This is a genomic window from Streptomyces sp. NPDC004721 (assembly GCF_053601495.1).
Genome location: NZ_JBSGBZ010000094.1, coordinates 1 through 18,412, shown reverse-complemented (window position 1 = coordinate 18,412; position 18,412 = coordinate 1). Strand labels below are relative to the sequence as shown.

The following is an 18,412-nucleotide window of genomic DNA, read 5'->3' as shown; positions in this document are numbered from 1 at the left end:
CGCCCATTCCGTGAGATTCACACCCTGACAACGACGCTCACTCATACATGGTTACGCTCACATACCCGACTTCGACGGCCAGCAGTTGAAGACCCTCTCACGGCTCCACTGGGCGAAGCGCCGGTAGGCCGTGGGCCAGGCCGGCCCGAACACCGGCGTCAGTTGTGACGCCGGGTGCAGCCCGCGCGGGGCCGCCGGGCGCTCAACGGATTTCGTTGACTTCAGGTGCCGGTTACTTCAGCTCGATCTCGACGAAGGCCAGCGGAGCGGTGCCGGTGTTGACGACTTCGTGTTCGCCGCCCGCCGGGCGGGCGTAGGACTCGCCTGCCCGCAGTTGCGAGGAGGTGACGGTGCCGTCGGGGGTGATCACGTCGGTTCGCCCGTCGGTGACGGGTACGACGACGTAGTCGTACTCGTGCAGGTGACGGCCGGTGCTCTCCTGGGGCTCGAAGTCCCAGCGAGTGACCCGTACCCGCTCGTCTTCGTGCTGCAAGGTGGCGCGGGCGGTGGTCGTCATGGCCCATCTCCTCATCGTCGGTTGCCGCACCTGCACTGCGAACCAGTGCGGCAACATCTCAGATGCCAGGCTAGCCGCCGCGTGCTACGGCGGCGGGGCTGGGGCTGTCCGGGGCTGTGGTCGCACTTCGCCGGGCGAGCAGATCGGTGACCAGAGTGAGCGGGGGCCAGGCAAGGCGGCCATGGCGTGCGACGGCGTAGGCCCGCAGTACCACCTGGGGCCCGGTGAGCGGCATCAGACGGACTCCGGAGAAGGTGGGGGTGCCGATCGGCAGCAGCCCCACGCCGAGCCCCGCGGTGATCATGCCCTGGACCAGGTCGAGGCTGTCCACCTGGTGCGTGATGCGGGACGTGAATCCTGCCATCGAGGCCGGGGTGCGGATGACCGTCTCGTCGGCGGTGTTAGGCGAGTTGACGATGCAGTCCTGCGCGCGGAAGCGGGCGAAGACTTCCAGGCTGTCCGCCGCGTCGGGCACATCGGCGCAGGCCGGGACAGCCAGGCCCCAGGGAGCCGTCCACAGAGCGGTGGCGCGCACTGCGGGGTCGGGAGCCGCCGAGGCGAGGTTGTAGTCGTAGGTGAGCGCGAGATCCGTCCCGTCCGCGGCCAGCAGGGCCAGAGCCTCGGCGGGTTCGTGCTCGCGGACCAGGACATGCAACCGCGGATGGCTGGTGGCCAGGTCGGTGACGAGGGGCAGCAGGTGGGAGCGGATGGCGGTGGCGAAGCCGGCCACCCCCGACCGGGGCCCGGATCGGCAGACGCGGGCCGGTGGGACCGGCCCGCGTCGGGTCAGCGCACGGTGACGGGCTTGGTGGTGGCCGTGCCGTTGGTCCAGCCGTCGCGGTGGGCAGTGATCTTGACCGTGATCTTCTGGCCACGGTCGGCCTTCACCAGGACGTAGGTGGACTTGGTCGCGCCGCTGATGGACTTGCCGTTGCGCTTCCACTGGTACGTGTAGGAAGCGGCGGACGGCGACCAAGTGCCGCGGGCAGCCGTCAGCTTGTAGCCGACCTTGGCGGAACCGGAGATCGACGGCGCGGTGGTGGCCTTCAGAGCGGGGCCGACCGCGACCTTCAGCGCAGGTGAGGTGGAAGCAACGGAGCCCGCGCCGTTGCTGACCGTGACCCGGCAGGACACCTTGTGGGCGTAGTCGGCAGAGGCGAGGGCGCGGGTCTTGGCGGTGGCGCCGGCGATGACCACGCCGTCGCGCAGCCAGGACCAGGTGGCCTTGGTGTTGGTGCCGTTCCAAGCGGCGGAGCAGGTGAGGGTGGAGCCGGTTCGAACCGTTCCGCTCATCGCCGCGTTGGTGGTGATCTGTGGCTTGGCCAGCAGGGTCTGCGACTGGGACCACAGCTGGGAGTTGTAGCCCCCACTGCCGGTGTACTCGGCCTTGCGCCACAGCACCGTGGCCCGGCCGTCCGGTCCGGCAGCCACCTCGCCGGCCAGGGCGTCGGTGTTGGGGACGGCCGCGACGGGCGTGCTGTTCAGGGCGGTGGCCTTGCTCCAGGCACCGTCGGCGCGCACCGCCCACTCAAGGTAGTTGTCGTCGCCGTTGTCGATACTCCGGGCCTGTGGCCACACGACCTGCACGGTTCCGTCAGCGCCGATGGAGGCATCCACCTGCCAATTGACGTAGCCGGTGGACAACGTCTTCGGCGCGGACCAGGTACCGGTGCTCGCGGTGCGGGTCACGGTCTGCACAACGGGGGTACCGGCGGTGCGGCTCCAGCCCGTCCACACGTAGGTGACGTCACCATTGGGCGCGGCCAGCGGCTCGCTGCCGTCGCTGAAGTTGATGGCGGCAACTGCGGTCTGAGCGGCACCCCAGCTACCCGAAGGAGCGGTACGGACGGCGGATTTGAGGTCGTCGGCACCGTTGCGCCACAGCACGGTGGTGGCATTCTTGGCATCCATCGCCACCTGTACGTTGCTGGACGTGGCGTCGGTGCCGGGCAGCACGGAGGTGCCGCTCCAACTCGCCTGGGCCGAGGCGCGGGTGGCAGTGGAGACCGTGTGCTCGTCGGTGAAGCGGTTGAGTTCATCCCAGACCGCGGTGGCGGCGCCGCCGGGGGCCACCGCGAGGTCGAGGCTCCAGATGGATCCGGTGGCGGTGGAGGCCAGCGTCCGGGGTGCGGACCACGCCCGGTCGCCGGGGGCAAGGGTGGCGGTCCTCACGTCGTAGTTCCGGTACCCATCGCCCTGGTCCCATACGGCGGTGAAGGTGCCGTCAGCCGCCGCGGCCAGGCGGGGCGCAGACATGTCCAGGCCGTCCCAGGCGGCGAGCGTGGCCGGGGCGGACCAGGCTGCCGTCGCCGGGTTCCAGCCGGCGGCCAGGGCGACCAGCGAGCCGTCCGCTCCACTGCCGTCCAGCCAGCTCACCACGGCCCGCCCGTCGGCGCTCACGGCAAGCACGGCCGCGGAGTTCTTGTCACGTCCGGTCGCCAAGGTGTGCGGCGCACTCCAGGTCGCGCTGCCGGCAGGCCGGACGGCGGTCTGGAAGTCCCAACCGGTGGCCAGGGCGGCCTTGTCCCGCCACAACGCGAACGCGGTGCCGTCACCGGCCACCTGGACATCGATGAGAGTCTGCTGGCCGTCCGCTCCGGTCAGGGCGACGGCGGTGCTCCATGGCCCCGCCGATGCGGTGTACCCGGCGGCGGCCGAGGGAAGGGTGGTGCCCAACGAGACCGCGGCCACGGTGGCGGCGAGCGCCACGGCGGCAGTCGTCGGTCTGCGTCTCTTCAGTGCCATTACGGCTCCTGTCTCAGGCGAGCGCGTCTTGCGCCCGGCATGCTCGCGCACATCGGAGCGAGGGGGCGCAGCGCCGGCGGAAGGCAAAAGGCGTAGATGCCCTCATGCGGATCACGACGCCGCCGCTCCCGCGCCGTGGTCATGATGACAGGACGGAGTAACGGACCATGCTGCCGGGTGCCGGCAATCTTGTACGGACCAAGCTGCGCGCTCCGCTCAGCACTCCGTGAATCCGTCCGTGACCAAGCTTCCCCGGGCCAGGAGAAACTCGTGCGCTACCTCCGTTCAGGATCGGCGCTTGCACTCACCGGTGCACGGGTCTACGACGTGCTGAGCAGCGGCAGGGAGCTCATCGGCGCGTTGGAGCTGCATGCCGATGGCGAGTGGTTCCGGTACTCAGACCTCGCCCACTACGTCGAGCGCTACCACGTCTCGCCAGACGGGGCGTTCGTCGACCACGCACGCGCACAGCACTGGGCTCCACCCATTCTCTCCGCCGAAGACCTCATCCGGATGGGAGACACACTGGACGCGCCTTTCGACGCCAACGGAAGCGGCACGCACAGGACTTGACGAGTTGGGCGAACTGAGGTGTCCATGCGGTCACAGCACTAGACACCGCAGGTGGACGACGTCAACCCGACTGAGCGCCTGCCGCGACGCGAAGATGGTCGAGCAGGTCGTCGACGAGCCGCTCAGGACTCGTATGCCCCTTGCCGCAAGGGGGCGGGGCTCGGCCGGGAGACTCGGGGTGCCCTGAAGATCGTGAGCTCGATGCTGAGCCCCCTCTCGCCAGGCCCCGACACCGGAGCCGACACGCCAACGTGGCTGGCCACGTCGGCGGACGTCGAGGGCGTCATCGGCTGGTTCTTCGTCAAGCGCCGGGAAGTCGAGACCGCGCCGCACACCACCGACGTCGAACGCTGCGACCTGCTCTGGAACGAGAGCGCGCGCCTCACCGGTCTTCCCCGGAGCATGTAGCGATGGTCTCCGTCAGCGAGACATCGAGCGGGGCGGGCTCTATTCCGAAGGCCTCGGTCGCGGCGGAGGAATCCACCACGAACGGCTTGCGGAACTGGTACTGGGTCTCGCGAAGTTCGCGAATGACCGGATTGCCCAGTCCGCCGAGCCAGAGCACTGCCGCGGGCATGGTGGACAACCGCGGCGGGGGCGCGTCGGCCAGCGCACAGGCGCGGGTGGTGATGTCGCGGATGGAGACCGGCGCGGCGGTCGGCGCGTGCCAGGCGCGACCCCACGCGTTTTCGTCCGCCGCGACGGCGACCAGTGTGCGCGCCACGTCGCCGACGTAGGTCCAGCTGTGCGGCGCGTCCAAGGTCGCGGGCACACTCACGCGCACTCCCGCCAGCGCCTTGGGCAGGACAGCCATCGTGAGCAGCGACTGGGTACCGGCCCCGAGGTAGTCCGAGGAACGGACCTCCGTGGTGCGGACGTGGCCGGCTTCGTACGCGGCGAGCGCGTCGGCCCACATCTGAGCCCGGACACGGCCCTTCGCGCCGGTCGCCAACAGCGCGTGCCGCTCGGTCATGGCGCCGGTCACCGGACCGTAGCCGTAGAGGTTGCCCGCGGTCACCAGCACAGCGCCGCTGGTACGGGCGGCTTCGAGGAAGGCCGCCGCCAGCGGCGGCCACTCGACGGGCCACCGGTGGTAAGGCGGGCCGGCGCAGTTGTAGAGCACGGTCGCGCCCGCACAGAACCGGCCGAGCGCCGAGGCGTCGGTCGCGTCGGCGGCCACCCGCTCGACGGCCGGGTGGTCGGGGCCGGTACCGCGCCGCGTCACCACGCGGACCTGTTCCCCTTGGTCGGCGAGCAGGCGAGCGGTGGCTGATCCGACCGGCCCGGCGCCGACGATGACGTGCAGAGACATGAGATGACCCCGGATGCGTGTATGACGTTCTCTTGAGAGAACGCTGTTCTCTCAATCTATTTGCACCACTGGCGGACCGCCTGTCAAGAACACTGTTCATTCTTCGGTCGACCGTTCTCCTCACTGTGCGAGAATGCAGTCATGTCGGTGCCATCACTGCGGGCGCGGGTCCGTGCCGAGATTGCCGAGGAGATCCGCGCGATCGCCAAGCGGCACCTGGCCACGGACGGCGCGAACCTGTCTCTGCGGGCCGTGGCGAGGGACGTCGGGCTGGTCCCCTCGGCGCTCTACCGTTACTTCCCGAACCGCGATGCGTTGCTGACCGCGCTGATCACGGACGCCTATGCGGCGCTCGCAGCGGCCGCGAAGGCCGCGGAAGCCGCCATACCCCGCCACGACCTGACGGCCCGGCTCCTGGCACTCGGCCACGGGGTGCGCTCGTGGGCCCTGGACCACCCTGCCGAATACGCCCTGATCTACGGCAGCCCGGTACCGAGCTACGAGGCTCCGCCGGAAACCACAGAGCCGGCATCCGAGGTCGTGATGGCCCTGATCGGCATCCTGTTCGACGCCGCCGGGCACGGGCTGCGCCCGGCGGCGCCCCGGCCGCTGCCCGCCGCGATCCGCGCGGAGTTGCGTCGGCGGCTGGACCAGAGCCCCGTGCCGAAGCCCACGTGGACCGAACCGGCACCCGAGGTCGTCATCGCCACCGCTTTCACGCTGTGGACCCAGCTGTTCGGCCTGGTCAGCTTCGAGGTCTTCGGGCGGCTCGACGACTTGATCGAGGAACGGCGGGAGTACTTCGAGTACCAGATGCTGGTGATGGCCGACTTCGCCGGACTCGCTACGGTCGCCCCCTCCCTCGGCGACGGGTGAGGGACATGGAACATCCACACCTCAGATAGTTCTGCGCGGTCGCCGAGGTGGCGAACCTGACGCGGGCGGCACAACGCCTGCGGCTCAGCTCACCCGCACTCAGCCAGCAAATCAAGGCCCTCGAGCGAGAACTCGGCACCGCACTGTTCCAGCGCACTCCGACCGGGATGGTCCTCACCGGCTCCGGCGAAGTCCTCTTGCCCGAGGCACGCGCGGTCCTGGCCGCCGCCGAACGCGCAGCGGAGGTGACGCGGGCTGCAGCAGCCGGCCGGCGGACGCTGCGCGCGGCGACACCGCCGCACTGGTCTCGCGGCTGCGCACGGCTATCCTCGCGACGGGAAGCGGCGTGGTCTTCGCAGCGACCGGCACCGGGCCGCGCTGCGCTGGCAGCCGGGCTCCCCACACTGATGCCTCGCCGGCCCGGCCAGTTCATGACAGCAACGTGCTCATCACCGCCCTTGCCCCGCCGGGTCTCGTCGATCCCGAGGACCTCGACCGGTCCGAGTGCCGCGGCCGTTACCTCCTGCCCGGCGGTGCGGAAGGCATCCATCACCGTGGGCCAGGACAGGCCCAGATCCCGAGCCGTCTGCACGACCGTGGAACCGGCATCGCGCACCCGCCGCCTGGCCGCACACGCGGATCGTGCAGGGCAACATCCGAGCCAACGACGCCATCGACGGCGGAAGCGGGTGCTGGCAGCCTGTTCCGTACCCTGGCGGGTATGCGCATGCGCCCCACTGTGAGCTGGACCCCTGCCGAGGACCTACCGCCGGGCACCACGGATCTGGAGCCGGTCGCCGATGCGCTGAGCACCGGCGGTGTGCTGGTGCTCAGCGGGGCGGGCCTCTCCACGGAGTCGGGCATCCCCGACTACCGGGGCGAGGGTGGGAGCCTGAGCCGGCACACCCCGATGACCTACCAGGACTTCACCGCCAGCGCCCGAGCCCGGCGCCGGTACTGGGCGCGCAGCCACCTCGGATGGCGCACCTTCGGTCGCGCCCGCCCCAACGCCGGGCACCGGGCCGTGGCCGAGTTCGGGCGGCACGGCCTGCTCTCGGGTGTGATCACCCAGAACGTCGACGGCCTGCACCAGGCCGCCGGCAGTGGGGGCGTCGTGGAACTCCACGGAAGCCTGGACCGGGTCGTCTGCCTGTCCTGCGGCACTTTCAGCCCGCGCCGCGAGCTCGCCCGGCGGCTGGAGGAGGCCAACGTAGGTTTCGAGCCGGTGACCGCCGGAATCAACCCGGACGGTGACGCCGACCTCACCGACGAACAGGTCGGGGATTTCCGCGTGGTGCCCTGCACGATCTGCGGCGGCATCCTCAAACCGGACGTGGTGTTCTTCGGCGAAGCGGTTCCGCCGCGGCGGGTCGAGCACTGCCGCAACCTGGTCCGTGGAGCAGCCTCGCTGCTGGTCCTGGGCTCCTCACTGACGGTGATGTCCGGGCTAAGATTCGTCCGCCAGGCGGCCCAGGCCGGGAAGCCGGTATTGATCGTCAACCGGGACCCGACCCGGGGCGACCGGCACGCCCTCACTCGCATCGCGCTCCCCTTGGGAACAGCCCTCACCACCGTGGCCGACCGACTGGACATCCCCATCGACAACCAGACGACAGCCTGAGCGAGACGGTGACGGTGGTGAGACGTCACCGGGGTTCACCGCGCGAGCCCTGCGTATCCCCCTGGCACGCCGACTGCCATGTCCCCAGTTCCAGCCGATCGCCGATGACCACCAGAGTCGCATGAGGTGCGACGAGGGCCGGGAGGGCGTGGTCGTGGCCGTGGCCGGGCCATGCACCGCTGGCGCAGCCGGCCGCCGCCGCTGCCGTAGGTATAGGTCCTGCGCTCGCATGCGGAACACAGGCAGACCTTGTCACCCTGTGCCGGCGGGGTCCTTGGGCTTCCCCTGAGCGGTCCGCCTCGGGAGCCCCTCATCGCACGCATGGAGCGCCGGGGCAGGCCGGCGCGGACGGATCTCCGTGATCGCGGGCGGGCTTGGCGTTGCGGCTCTGCACCGACACGAGAACGTCAGCAGCTGGTCCTGGTCGTCGGTGCTCATTTTGACCGCCTTGGGTCCGCAGAGAGCTCCCTGGGCTCAGGATCTCGCGCTCCAGCAGCCACTCCTTCTCCGCCTTGAGTAGCCGGGCGTTCTCAGCCCGCAGCCGAGCCAGTTCCTCAGCCGGGTCCTGGCCGGCCCCGCCCACCCGGTGCTCGGACGTGTGCTGGGCGGTGTCCTTGCGCACCCAGCGTCTCCCCGGTGGTCCCGAGTTCTGCGGCCACCGCCGCGTACGTGCGCTTGCCACCGGCAGCTCGGTACAACGCAACGGCGTCCTCCCGAAACTCCTCCGGATACGGAGACTGGCGTCCCACCTGGACATCCCTTCCTGGACCTTCAAGATCCATTGTCAGGATGTCCACACTCCAAAGGATCAGCCTCACTGCAGCACGTCACCCTCAGCCCCAGCCGCATCTGCGGCATCGCCCGCGCCGCCCTCGTCCTCAACGGAATCTGGAAGTGATCACCGGCGGCACCCTGCCAGCGGCCGCGGGCGAGGTCATTGTCCAAGGCGAGGATTTCGGGGCATGGGTGGCTGCGCAGAGGCAGGGCTGGGACAAGCTCCTGCCCGCGCAGCAGTGGCTGCTGGAGACCACCCTCGGACCAGCGGCAAGCGATATATGACGATCGCCCCAGGAACCCTGTGGCGATCGCTGTTCACATGTGCCTGCGGATCAGTTGCCGATCAGTCGATGCGGTCGCTCAGGCCCAGCACGCCCAGCACCTTCGGGTCGTCACTGGGGAAGCCCCTGGGCATACCTGGCACGTCGATGGTGCGTCCGTACACGCCGACCAGGAACCCGACGGCACCGACCGGGAACTCCGACCAGTCGCCGTTGTCTCCGCGGACTACCACCGGCCATGCGTCCGGGTCCGCGGGGCTCGTCCTCCAGTAGAAGGAGTCCCCCGAATTGGACTGCGCCCAGGAAGTCAGGCCTCCTGGCTGCGGGAAGGGAACGTAGCCCTCGGTGTCGCCCATCTCGTACAGATCCTGAAGGACCTCGTCCTCCCTGGACTCGGACGCCCATGACGCCTCGGCGCCGGGCCGGAGAACGGACACGCTCAGGAAGTCGTCGACGACCAGGATCGGATACGCCTCCGCCAGAGAGCGGAAGTCCGAGGGCAGCGCCGTCCCGAGGTCCGCCTCGAGAGCGGCCCAGTCCACACTGCGCCCCCCAGGCACACGCCACGGTGTCATCGACGGAAGCACGGCCTCCAGCTCTTCGAGCCTCAGCATGTCGTCTGCCAATCCGTGCTGTTCTGGACCACGATGTTGTCGAACAATACTCCGTCCTCGGTGTAGGCGGACATGGTGATGCTGTCCGCCTATCCCGTGGCGTGGCTGTAGTTGGCCTTCCCTGTGTACATGACCCACTTCTGGGCTGCGAGCTGCTTCTCCATCTTGATCTCGCAATGCCGCATGCCGCTCTTGTTCATGCGCGAGAACCCGGTGAACAGGTTCTCGTTGCCCCAGTCGCCGCCCACGTTGTCGCCGCGTTGTGCGTGCGGTCAAAGACCATGAACTTGCGCGGACGCCCGTTGACCAGTCACGAAGTTATCGTCCAGTCCATCGCCGCAACCACGACCCGCGCCGGCCCGTGCGTCATGGCCGAACTGGACACCAATGCCTACCCGACCGGAGTCGCCGTCGATGACGCGGAGATGGCGGCCTTGTCACTGGCCCGCCGCATCTTCCACGGCGAATGGAACTATCCCCTGCATCCCCGGACATGTCCGGCCATTCCGGTGGCCCGGCCTCCGCAGCCGCCAGCGCGAGCGTGGGATCGGAACCTGCTCTCCGACCCCGCCCTGACCGGAATGACCCGAGAGCAACTCAGCGACCTCACCCAGTCTTTGTCAGTCGGCGACGTCAAGCGTGGTCGCCCTCCCCGGCTCGACTTTTCCGAACAGGTCCTGGCGGCCAAGCTCGGGTTCCTGCCCAGGACGACGAGCCCAACAACAAGATCAGAACGACGTGTTAAGCCAACAGGCGCTGTGGGTCGCACTCGCATCGACCGACCGCGACCAGCACAAGCGCCTGCTCATCCTGCTGCTGGACGGGCTTCAGCACAGCCTCGGGGGTGTGAGCCTTTGACGCAGGGTGCGGACGCGTGGCACCACCGAGCAGGAGAAATCTTGGTCGGCGCAGGAGAATGAGTACCGATGGCATTGCGGCGTTCTCCAGGGCGACCCGCCGTTCGCATCGACAGGCTGGGAGGTTCGTCGTGAGCATGCCTCTCCACGCGTGGCCAGTGCTGGTCTACGAGGACCTGGCTCCCATGGTCGCTTACGTGAACCGGTTGGTGCAGGTTGCAGGCAAGTACACCCTCGACGAACCTTTCGAAGTCGGCTGGGGAAACATCGTCCTCGATGTCACGCCCCGTGGACTCAGGACGCCGACGCTCCGGAAGCTGGATGTGACCTTCACCGTGCATTACCGCCTGCTCGATGGCGACGTGGTCATCGAGACGGACTCGGGCTCACGGACCATGCCGTTGTCCGACGGATCACTGGCTGCGTTCTACGCGTCGTTCTGCAGTGCGGTCGGCGAACTCGGCATTCACAGACCGGGCAGTTCGTTGATCTGCGAGATTCCCGATGCCCCGGCGACCTTCGGAGAAGATCGCGTCGGACGCCACTGGGATCGCGAAGCGGCTTGGCTGATCTGGACTGCGCTGAACCTCGCCGCCGCCGGGCTCGAGGCGTGGCAGGCGCCCTTCCAGGGTCACCGCCCCCGGGTCGGTGTGATGTGGGGTGGCTTCGACCTGTCCGCCACGCGGTACCGTGCGCAGCCCACTGTGCCACCGGCCCACGGTCCGGCGTTCCTGCAGAACGCCCAAGTCGAGGCGTATGTGTCGGTTGGATTCTCCTTCGGCAGTCCTGAGGCGCCGAATGTGGGCATGTACGCCTATATCTGGCCCCAGCCGGACGGCCTCGAAGCCCGGTCGTGGGGGGTCGACGGCGCGACCTGGCATCCTGATGCCGGTCTGGTTCTGCTGCCGTGGGCCGCGCTCAGGGAGACACCCGACCCACACCAGGCCATCGTCACGTTCGGTGACGCCGTCTACGACGCCGCCGTGGAGACAGCAGGCTGGCCGTCGGACCTCGTCGGGCCCCGCTGCGACGGTTGGTACATGAGCAGGACACCACCTTCCCTGGTCCACGCCCAGCACCTCTGAAGTCCGCTGGTCCGGGGCCGGCCAGTTCGACGTCCGGCACGGCTGCTTGCCCTTCGCTCTGACGACGGCCACGCTCTCGCGGGTGGGCATCTGTAGGAGGTCCACTTCGCATTCGGCGAAGACGTCGAAGACGCCCTGCCGCCACGACCACACCCGCCGCCGTGCGTGGTCCTGACCAGCGTCTCCCAGCACAGCAGCCACCTCGGCCCAGTTCGGCGACGAGCGCACCTATTCGGTCCCCCGGCGGGCGCCGCACCGGGACGGGTTCCGGCTCGGCCACGGTCACCTCCAGGCCCATAGGCCCGGGCTGCCGCGGCGGCCTCGGTGCCGAAGAATCCGGCACCGGCCACGACCACCCGGGGCCCGGCGCGCATGGCGGCACGCAGGACGATCGCGTCGTCGAGCGCCAGCGCCGTCACGCTCGCGGCGTCAGCCCTGGCGCGCCTTGAAACGGGGGTTCTTCTTGTTGACGACGAAGGTCACTCCCCGGCGGCGCACCACCTGAGCGCCCGGCTTGGCCTTCAGGGAGCGCAGGGACTTGCGCACCTTCATGACTGTCTCCTCTTCTTGCTCCGGCTCCCCTTGCTCGGGCGCCGGACGGCGGTCAACCGCGGGCCGAGGCCTCGCGGCCGTAGCGCCGCTCGAAACGCTCCACCCGACCCTCCGTGTCCACGACGCGCGAGGTACCGGTGTAGAAGGGGTGGCTGCCCGACGAGATGTCCACGTCGATCAGCGGGTAGGTGTTGCCGTCCTCCCACTCGATCGTGCGGCTCGAGTGCGCGGTCGAACGGGTCAGAAACGCGACGTCCGCGGCACGGTCACGGAAGACGACCGGGCGGCTGACGGGGTGGATACCAGACCTCATGAGGTTTTCCTCCTCCTGGCCGGCCTCCGGGGGGCGGCGGCTCGGCTCAGCGTTCTTCGCGGAACGGGACGTGCTTGCCGGCCACCTGGTCGTACTTGCGCAGGACGAGCCGGTCGGGGTCGTTGAGACGGTTCTTGCGGGTCACGTAAGTGACGCCGGTCCCTGCCGTCGACTTCAGCTTGACGACGGGACGCATGGTGCTGCGTGCCATGAGGTCCTCCTTTCACCGACACCCCAGATGATTGACCCGGGCATGCCAGCCACTGCTCCCAAACAACGGAACCCTTCGCTGCATTCCCGACTCGCCCCCGTCCCCTGCGGGACCGGGCGTGGGCAGAGGATGAGGTCCGGGGACACCGCCCCATCATCACCACGTGTCCCGCAACGCGGCAGGTCGCGCGGGCATTCCCCTGAGCGGTGGAGGCAGCTGAAGATGGCGCAGGTCGTCGCGTACCGGGCTGGCGGGCCGGACATCGGTGGTGCCTCACCGTCCGCAACCGTCGCGGGAGCGTAAGGCGCCGCGTTAGGCCACCGAGCCGCCGCCCTCTGCCGAGGGTGACGGCTCTGGGATCGCCCCGGGTGCACCAGCTCACCCCGGATGTCTCACTCTTCGTGATCGGGGAGGTCGGCCCCCTGGTGGGTTTTCTCCAGAGCGGACGCCGATGACGGGGGAAACAAGAGGTTCTCGAAGGCATCCAGCCCGAACAGCATGAGGAGGAGCATCACCGGCAGGAGCAGAACTATCACGACCATGACCCTCCCGATGAAGCAGTGATCACGGGAACGCGGCGGCAGAAACTCTTGGTCCAGGCTGGACCGAATGAGTGAACATCGCGCGCTCGACGCGAGAGCGTGTAGGCCGTTCGAGTGAAATGGCACAGGACACTGGTGACCGGCCATGTCCACGGCCGGACCGTCGGCTAGCTCGTGGCTGGCCGGCGAGAAGACGCGCTCGGCGAGGAAGGCCGCCGATGACGCCCTGGCCCACGAGATCACCGTGCTCCACGTCGCCTCCAAAGCCACCTACGGGGTGCCGCGCATCCACGCCGGGCTGCGCCGGCTCGGACACCGCGTGAACCGCAAACGGATCGAGCGCGTCATGCGCGAACGCGGCATCAGCGGTGTCACCCGGCGCAGGCGCAAGAGCCTGACCCGCCCGGCCAAAAGGGCGGTGCCCGCCCCGGACCTGATCGGCCGCGACTTCACCGCACCGGCGCCGGGGAGGAAGCTGGTCGGCGACCCTACATCGCCACCGATAAGGGCTGGCTGTATCTGGCGACCTGGCTGGACCTCGCCACCCGCGAGATCGTCGGCTACTCGATGGCCGACCACCACCGCGCCGGCCTGGTCGTGGACGCGCTGAAGATGGCCGCCGGACGCGGGCAGCTGAAGCCCGGATGCATTGCGCACTCGGACCGCGGCAGTGAATACACCTCCGACGAACTCCGGCGTGAAATAGGCCGGTTGGGGCTGCGCCAGAGCATGGGCCGCACCGGCTCATGCTTCGACAACGCCGCCGCCGAGTCCTTCTTCGCACTGCTCAAGGAGGAGATCGGAACCCGCAGCTGGCCCGACCGGGCCAGCGCCCGCGCAGACATCTTCGCTTTCGTCGAGACCTTCTGCAACCGACAGCGCCTACGCCGCCATCCACGCTGGGGCTACCTCCCGCTGGAGACCCGACAGCGCCTCGAACAAGAAAACGCCCTCGTGGCGTAAGCATCGAGTGTCCAAGATCACGGGGAAGCTTCACACCGTCGTCTTACCCGTCGGCGCGGTCGTCCTCAGCGTCTGGCTGCGCGGGCAGGGCCTGGCTGGCGGACACCGATTCCACTTCGCCGATGTCCTGCGGCGTGAGGTCGAGGTCGGAGGTCTCCTCGTCGCCGGGTCCCTCTGCCTCTCTCCGGGCCTTGCGCCGGTCATTGAGAAGCGAAAAGACAACAGCGGCGAAATAGAGCATCCAGATCGGCGCGGCCAGCGCCAGCATGGTCAGCGGGTCCGTGCTCGGCGTCGCCACAGCCGAAAAGACCGTGATCCCCACGATCATGCCGCGCCACCGGCCGAGTATCAGCCGGCCGGACAGCACTCCAGTGAGGTTCAGCATCACCAGCAGCAGCGGCATCTCGAAGGAGAGACCAAAGACGACCACCATGCGGGTGACGAGGTCGAGCAGATCGTCCAGCGGCAACAGGTTGTCCACCCCGTGCGGGGTGAAGTCGATCAAGACCTTCGCGGTCGTGGGCAACACCTTGTAGGCGAAGAAGGCGCCGCCGAAGAACAGCGGGACGCCCGCGCCGACGAACGCGTAGGCGTATTTCCGCTCGTGCTTGTGCAGGCCGGGAGCAACGAACGCCCACAGCTGGTACAGCCATACCGGCGAGGCCAGCACGACGCCGGCCATTAGGGACACCTTCAGCGCCAGGGTGAAGGGCGCGAGCAGACCGTTGATCGTGATCCGTGCGCAGGTGGTGTCCGCGGTCTGCTTGGCCAGATCGGCAAAGGACGTCGGGCAGCCGACCGAGTCCAGCACCGGCCTGGTGAAGAAGTTTATGATGCCCTTGTAGTAGAAGGCCGCGGCGATCGTGACGACCAGGATGGCAAGGACGGCCCTGGCGAGCCGGTTGCGGAGTTCACGAAGGTGCTCCGCGAGCGGCATCCGCCCCTCGGGAACCTTCTTCTTGTTGCGGGCCGACTGGGGCACGCCACGTCCTCATCTCGTGCGGCAGACCGGAGACTACCGGCCCTGCGTTAGTACTTGATCGTCTCCGTCAGCCGGTGGGGCGCGAGTTCGCCACGGTGCCGATTGCGGCCGGTAGCGCGTGCAGGAGGCAGTTGGTCCAAGTCGGCACCACTTACCGCGAGCTGATCTGCCCTGCCCAGCCCGAGGGTGGGCGGCTCACGAAGGTCCTCAGACCCTCCGCTGTTACGCGCCTGTGCTGTCCGTGGGCGCGGTGCGGGTGGCGGTGTCTCCTGGAGCGCCCGAGATCGTCCGCGGTCCCGGTGCAGGCTCAGGCTCAGGGCGTGGCTCGTTTGAGGCGCCGTCGTCCTTCATGGCCTTGGTCTCGCTCTTGAGGATCCGCATGGACTTACCCAGCGCCCGGGCCGTGTCGGGTAGTTTCTTCGAGCCGAAGATCAAAACCACCACCGCGACCAGGATCAGCAGGTGCCAGGGCTCCAGCGCATTGCGGAACATCGTCACACCACCCCTTCGCACGCGTCGGCCCCCATACCTGCCTCGGCGATCCGTGCCGCTTGTTCCTGCGCGGCAGCGGTGGGAGCGGGAGCGCCCGCGTCGCATCGTGTCTTGCCGCCCCAAGCACGCTTCCATCGCTCTCCGGGCGCGTGCAGAACCTCGGCCGCTACCCAAAGAAGCGTCCCGCCCACGACCGGGCCTCGCGGAAGGTTGACGCGGCGGGAGGCGCACACCTTTGGCCGCGGACGACGGCCCGCTGCCGCAGGCGGGCGCGTCCAGCACGGTTGCCGGTCCGCCGATACGGCGAAGAGTTCCCCTTCCGCGTCCCGGCCGCACTCGGCCGGGACACCACGCTGCTGGACGCGATCGATGTCCACGACCTGGCAAGGCTCTACACCGAGGGATGGCTGGCACTCGTCGTCGCAGAAGGGGATCCGCAGGAGGTGGCCGGGCAGGCCGGTGTCCGTGCCCGCGGTCTCGTGCGCGGGCGCCTGGGAGGAGGTTTCCCGGTGCACTTGGCACGGCGGTTTCACCGGTGTCCGCCGCTGGCGCCATCGGGAGATTCCCACGGCGTCGTCCAGCCTGGCCTCACAAGTGAATTCGTCGCCCGTCGCCGCCGCAACCGCGGGGGGCTCGATCGGCATCAGGCATACGGCGAGGCGTAGTTCGCCGCCTGTGACCTGTATGGCCACCTGCGCCGGCTGCCCGGCCCGTGGAGTGTGCGGGGGCGTTTGGGCCGGATGGACGCCCAGCCGCTGCCTCCGGGAGCAACCACGTTCGGGCACCTGGAACAGCCGATGGGTCCCCGCGTTCGGCCACGGTGCGTTCATCGGCTTTCCGTGGCCGGACCGTTCCTGTCGCCGGCCGGCGCGGTGTTCACGCATGACTGTCGGGCGTGGGAAGCGAGGCGAGTGGCGTTGGCCGGCTGCTGCGGGGGCGTGCCGGGTGTCGATGTCCTTGCGGGTCATGTGTCCTTCTTCTTGTCGGGTCGGGGTCGATTCAGATTCCGGGGCGCCCGGCAGCCGTCCAGGCGGCGTACTCCTGGCGGACGTAGAGGCGGCGGCTGGGGGGCGAGCTTGATCGCGTCGGGGTGATACGGACCGGCCACCAGGTCGGGATGGCGGCGGTCGTGCAGGACGAGTTGTTCGGCGGTTTCTGCGGCGGCTGCGACCGGGCCGGGAGCGTCAAGGGCCATCCGGTCCATGAGGGCGGCCCGGCGTAGCAGCCAGGCGCGTTCGGCGGCCGTCGCATCGACCAGGGGACCAGTGACGGGCCTGGCCTGGCGGCCGTCGCGTTCGGTCCCGAGAGCCACCACTTGGTGCATCTCGCGGCGCAGATCTGGCGCATTCGCGTACGCCTCGTGCGGGGGCGGGGCGCCGATGGCCTCGTCGATGGGGCACGGCTTGTGGGTCACGAAGGCCCACTCGGCAGGTTCGTCGGGCGACCCGGCGCCGCAGCCTCGCTGTGCTGCGGTGCCGGCCCTGGCAGGGGCCGCAGTTCGTGCGGAACGCCCTGCCCGGTCATGGCGAGCACCTCAGGCAGGCGCGGACTTCGCGGCCGCTGCGTGTCTGGTGGACCTCGGTCGACTGGGCGAGGTACTGGACGATGCCGGTGCCGCGGCCGTGTTCGTCGGAGGCGATGTCGGGGCGATGGCGCTGAACTGCCGTGCCGGAGTCAGTGACCACAATGTGCAGAGTGCCGTCGTCGAGGACGAGCCGCAGGGTCATGCGCTCGCGGCCGTACTGGGCGGCGTTGGCGGCGAGTTCGTCGACGATGAGAACGGCGGAGTCCCGCTCGATTGCGGGCACGCTCCAGGTCTCCAACAGATCGGCCGCGAAGTGACGGGCGGCGGGCACGTGCGCCTCCTGCGCGGGCAGGGTGAGCAGCGCCTCGTGGTGGCAGGGCTGGCCGAGCAGTGAACTCGGGCGGGGGGAGTCGGTCACAAACATGGTCTTGTGGCTCTTCTGTGGATGTGCGGACCGGACGGGGAAGACCACCAGCAACTTCCGGGTGTCGGTGGGCGGGATCCTGCATAGGCGCGCTCATTTGGTTCCACGGGCGGCGCATGCCGAACGGTTCGAGCGACTCGCGCCTTTTGCTCGACTTCTTGCGGGTCACGTCAACGCCAGCGGCCTGGCTGGGCTCAGTCGCCTCTGTCAGAGCTCGATGCCGCACTCGGGCGGACCGGGCACCGGCGGCTCGTTCCTTCGCCCGTGGTCGTCCGGACGGCCCTGCGGGAACGTCGCACCGCAGAGCCGGACGAACGTTCCTTGCCCGCGTCTCGGCTCAGTCGCGGCCCTCGGCGCGCAGACATCCTGGACGGTCTTCTCCGGCCTGCACGGACTTCGGAGGAAAAAGCGAGTTGAGGTCACCGGCCGTTTGGTGAACCGTATGGTTGTACCCCCGTACGGCCTTCACCTCGATCAGCCCGGCCGCGCAGGTGATCTTTTCCGGCCGGTGGCAGCCGCTGCGACCACGAGCCGCCTTCGCGCGCGTAGCGCCGATCACCCTCTCGGCCACAGAGGTGCCGCTATCGGCCTCCGATGTCGCCGCACCCATCCACCGGACGCCATTGTCGGACGATCTCACCGATTCCGGAGCCGTGCGGCGTGGTCGCATCGGTCGACGACGGTGGTCACGAGCGTGCCTGCGCAGCCGATGTCACGAGCACAAGCCTCCTCGATGGCCATCGGCTGGACGTCCTGCGCGCGCTCCTTCAGCCTGGTTCACCAGTCTTGAGGCGGCTCACTTCTCGTCGACTGCCCGGCCCCCTTTCCGCTGGCGCCCCGGCCCTTCGGTGGCGACGTCCTCTTGGCCTCCTGTGCCGCCGTGCGCTCACACCCGGCAGCTGTCGCCATGTCACTCGGCGGCCAGGCCGGCCCAGTGACATGACGCCCCTGGCCACTCCTCACGCCCGGATTGTGACCAGCTTCTGGCCGTTGCCGGCGACGACCTCGAAGTGCTCGATGGCCCCGGGGGCCATGCCAACCGCCCCAGGGATCGAGGTGCCGGGAGGGTACTCGCCTGCCCGCCAGGTGGCGCCGTCCGCCCTGACCCCGCCGGCTCCGACCGCCTGCAGCCGGCAGGTGATCCCGGCGG

Annotated in this window: 22 protein-coding genes and 5 pseudogenes; 9 read left to right on the top strand and 18 right to left on the bottom strand. The window is 69.1% G+C overall.

What is annotated here, in order from left to right:
- Positions 1–232: 232 nt before the first annotated feature.
- The 3 genes from ACWEK3_RS39915 to ACWEK3_RS39905 form a co-directional block, all read right to left on the bottom strand.
- Positions 233–517, bottom strand: a complete 285-nt coding sequence (locus tag ACWEK3_RS39915) for a cupin domain-containing protein (protein WP_450544713.1) — start codon at positions 515–517, stop codon at positions 233–235.
- A 70-nt stretch (positions 518–587) separates the two neighbouring features.
- Positions 588–1,247 carry a LysR substrate-binding domain-containing protein gene (locus tag ACWEK3_RS39910; RefSeq protein WP_453252004.1) on the bottom strand — a complete coding sequence of 220 codons (660 nt, stop codon included), beginning with the start codon at positions 1,245–1,247 and terminating at the stop codon, positions 588–590.
- Positions 1,248–1,303: 56 nt separating this feature from the next.
- Positions 1,304–3,262: a hypothetical protein gene (locus tag ACWEK3_RS39905; protein ID WP_453252003.1), complete on the bottom strand. Its 1,959-nt coding sequence runs from the start codon at positions 3,260–3,262 to the stop codon at positions 1,304–1,306.
- A gap of 270 nt (positions 3,263–3,532) precedes the next feature.
- Here ACWEK3_RS39905 and ACWEK3_RS39900 point away from each other — a divergent pair, with 270 nt between their 5' ends.
- Both ACWEK3_RS39900 and ACWEK3_RS39895 read left to right on the top strand, forming a co-directional pair.
- Positions 3,533–3,835 carry a hypothetical protein gene (locus ACWEK3_RS39900; protein WP_450544707.1) on the top strand — a complete coding sequence of 101 codons (303 nt, stop codon included), beginning with the start codon at positions 3,533–3,535 and terminating at the stop codon, positions 3,833–3,835.
- Positions 3,836–4,027: 192 nt separating this feature from the next.
- The gene (locus ACWEK3_RS39895) at positions 4,028–4,243 is read left to right on the top strand and encodes a hypothetical protein (protein WP_450544705.1); all 216 of its coding nucleotides are present in this window, start codon (positions 4,028–4,030) and stop codon (positions 4,241–4,243) included.
- On the opposite strand, the gene ACWEK3_RS39890 is transcribed toward ACWEK3_RS39895, so the two are convergent.
- Positions 4,218–5,147: an NAD-dependent epimerase/dehydratase family protein gene (locus ACWEK3_RS39890; protein WP_450544703.1), complete on the bottom strand. Its 930-nt coding sequence runs from the start codon at positions 5,145–5,147 to the stop codon at positions 4,218–4,220. The genes ACWEK3_RS39895 and ACWEK3_RS39890 overlap by 26 nt on opposite strands.
- A 141-nt stretch (positions 5,148–5,288) precedes the next feature.
- Between ACWEK3_RS39890 and ACWEK3_RS39885 the strand changes: the two genes are divergently transcribed.
- From ACWEK3_RS39885 to ACWEK3_RS39875, 3 genes and pseudogenes are all read left to right on the top strand, one after another.
- Entirely contained in the window at positions 5,289–6,023 is a 735-nt protein-coding gene (locus ACWEK3_RS39885) for a TetR/AcrR family transcriptional regulator (RefSeq protein WP_450544701.1), read from the top strand.
- Between the two features lie 41 nt (positions 6,024–6,064).
- Positions 6,065–6,766 (top strand): annotated as a pseudogene (locus tag ACWEK3_RS39880) (LysR family transcriptional regulator); the annotation flags it as partial.
- Positions 6,745–7,644 (top strand): NAD-dependent protein deacetylase, encoded by a 900-nt coding sequence (locus ACWEK3_RS39875; protein WP_453252002.1) that lies wholly within the window; start codon positions 6,745–6,747, stop codon positions 7,642–7,644. The pseudogene ACWEK3_RS39880 and the gene ACWEK3_RS39875, both read left to right, overlap by 22 nt.
- A gap of 25 nt (positions 7,645–7,669) precedes the next feature.
- Here the strand turns inward: ACWEK3_RS39875 and ACWEK3_RS39870 are convergent.
- The 4 genes and pseudogenes from ACWEK3_RS39870 to ACWEK3_RS39855 all read right to left on the bottom strand — a co-directional run.
- Positions 7,670–7,813 (bottom strand): annotated as a pseudogene (locus ACWEK3_RS39870) (YjbQ family protein); the annotation flags it as partial.
- Positions 7,814–8,068: 255 nt separating this feature from the next.
- Positions 8,069–8,393 (bottom strand): annotated as a pseudogene (locus ACWEK3_RS39865) (transposase); the annotation flags it as partial.
- A gap of 371 nt (positions 8,394–8,764) precedes the next feature.
- Entirely contained in the window at positions 8,765–9,316 is a 552-nt protein-coding gene (locus ACWEK3_RS39860; protein ID WP_453252001.1) for a hypothetical protein, read from the bottom strand.
- A gap of 89 nt (positions 9,317–9,405) precedes the next feature.
- Entirely contained in the window at positions 9,406–9,564 is a 159-nt protein-coding gene (locus ACWEK3_RS39855; RefSeq protein WP_453252006.1) for a hypothetical protein, read from the bottom strand.
- Positions 9,565–9,594: 30 nt separating this feature from the next.
- Between ACWEK3_RS39855 and ACWEK3_RS39850 the strand changes: the two are divergent.
- Together ACWEK3_RS39850 and ACWEK3_RS39845 are read left to right on the top strand one after the other, a co-directional pair.
- Positions 9,595–10,008, top strand: a pseudogene (locus tag ACWEK3_RS39850) (ISAzo13-like element transposase-related protein); the annotation flags it as partial.
- A gap of 302 nt (positions 10,009–10,310) precedes the next feature.
- Entirely contained in the window at positions 10,311–11,258 is a 948-nt protein-coding gene (locus ACWEK3_RS39845) for a DUF5996 family protein (RefSeq protein ID WP_450544739.1), read from the top strand.
- A gap of 429 nt (positions 11,259–11,687) precedes the next feature.
- Here the strand turns inward: ACWEK3_RS39845 and ykgO are convergent, their stop codons facing one another.
- From ykgO to ACWEK3_RS39825, 4 genes are all read right to left on the bottom strand, one after another.
- Positions 11,688–11,810 (bottom strand): type B 50S ribosomal protein L36, encoded by a 123-nt coding sequence (ykgO, locus tag ACWEK3_RS39840; RefSeq protein ID WP_141365801.1) that lies wholly within the window; start codon positions 11,808–11,810, stop codon positions 11,688–11,690.
- A gap of 52 nt (positions 11,811–11,862) precedes the next feature.
- Complete coding sequence (locus tag ACWEK3_RS39835) at positions 11,863–12,123, bottom strand: type B 50S ribosomal protein L31 (RefSeq protein ID WP_450544695.1); 261 nt, start codon at positions 12,121–12,123, stop codon at positions 11,863–11,865.
- 46 nt (positions 12,124–12,169) lie between these two features.
- Positions 12,170–12,334 (bottom strand): 50S ribosomal protein L33, encoded by a 165-nt coding sequence (rpmG, locus tag ACWEK3_RS39830; RefSeq protein ID WP_141365795.1) that lies wholly within the window; start codon positions 12,332–12,334, stop codon positions 12,170–12,172.
- A gap of 392 nt (positions 12,335–12,726) precedes the next feature.
- Entirely contained in the window at positions 12,727–12,876 is a 150-nt protein-coding gene (locus ACWEK3_RS39825) for a hypothetical protein (RefSeq protein WP_376412827.1), read from the bottom strand.
- 145 nt (positions 12,877–13,021) lie between these two features.
- Between ACWEK3_RS39825 and ACWEK3_RS39820 the strand changes: the two genes are divergently transcribed.
- Together ACWEK3_RS39820 and ACWEK3_RS39815 are read left to right on the top strand one after the other, a co-directional pair.
- Positions 13,022–13,486: an IS3 family transposase gene (locus ACWEK3_RS39820; RefSeq protein ID WP_453252000.1), complete on the top strand. Its 465-nt coding sequence runs from the start codon at positions 13,022–13,024 to the stop codon at positions 13,484–13,486.
- Positions 13,369–13,839 (top strand): DDE-type integrase/transposase/recombinase, encoded by a 471-nt coding sequence (locus tag ACWEK3_RS39815; protein ID WP_453252005.1) that lies wholly within the window; start codon positions 13,369–13,371, stop codon positions 13,837–13,839. The genes ACWEK3_RS39820 and ACWEK3_RS39815 overlap by 118 nt, the downstream gene beginning before the upstream one ends.
- A gap of 43 nt (positions 13,840–13,882) precedes the next feature.
- On the opposite strand, the gene tatC is transcribed toward ACWEK3_RS39815, so the two are convergent.
- The 6 genes and pseudogenes from tatC to ACWEK3_RS39785 all read right to left on the bottom strand — a co-directional run.
- Positions 13,883–14,821 (bottom strand): twin-arginine translocase subunit TatC, encoded by a 939-nt coding sequence (gene tatC / locus ACWEK3_RS39810; RefSeq protein ID WP_453251999.1) that lies wholly within the window; start codon positions 14,819–14,821, stop codon positions 13,883–13,885.
- Positions 14,822–15,043: 222 nt separating this feature from the next.
- Positions 15,044–15,313 (bottom strand): Sec-independent protein translocase subunit TatA, encoded by a 270-nt coding sequence (tatA, locus tag ACWEK3_RS39805; RefSeq protein WP_450544738.1) that lies wholly within the window; start codon positions 15,311–15,313, stop codon positions 15,044–15,046.
- A gap of 964 nt (positions 15,314–16,277) precedes the next feature.
- The gene (locus tag ACWEK3_RS39800) at positions 16,278–16,727 is read right to left on the bottom strand and encodes a hypothetical protein (RefSeq protein ID WP_453251998.1); all 450 of its coding nucleotides are present in this window, start codon (positions 16,725–16,727) and stop codon (positions 16,278–16,280) included.
- Between the two features lie 106 nt (positions 16,728–16,833).
- Positions 16,834–17,256, bottom strand: coding sequence for an ATP-binding protein (locus tag ACWEK3_RS39795; protein WP_450544686.1), 423 nt, complete (start codon positions 17,254–17,256; stop codon positions 16,834–16,836).
- 343 nt (positions 17,257–17,599) lie between these two features.
- The gene (locus tag ACWEK3_RS39790) at positions 17,600–17,872 is read right to left on the bottom strand and encodes a hypothetical protein (RefSeq protein WP_453251997.1); all 273 of its coding nucleotides are present in this window, start codon (positions 17,870–17,872) and stop codon (positions 17,600–17,602) included.
- Positions 17,873–18,221: 349 nt separating this feature from the next.
- Positions 18,222–18,412: pseudogene (locus ACWEK3_RS39785) on the bottom strand (hypothetical protein); the annotation flags it as partial.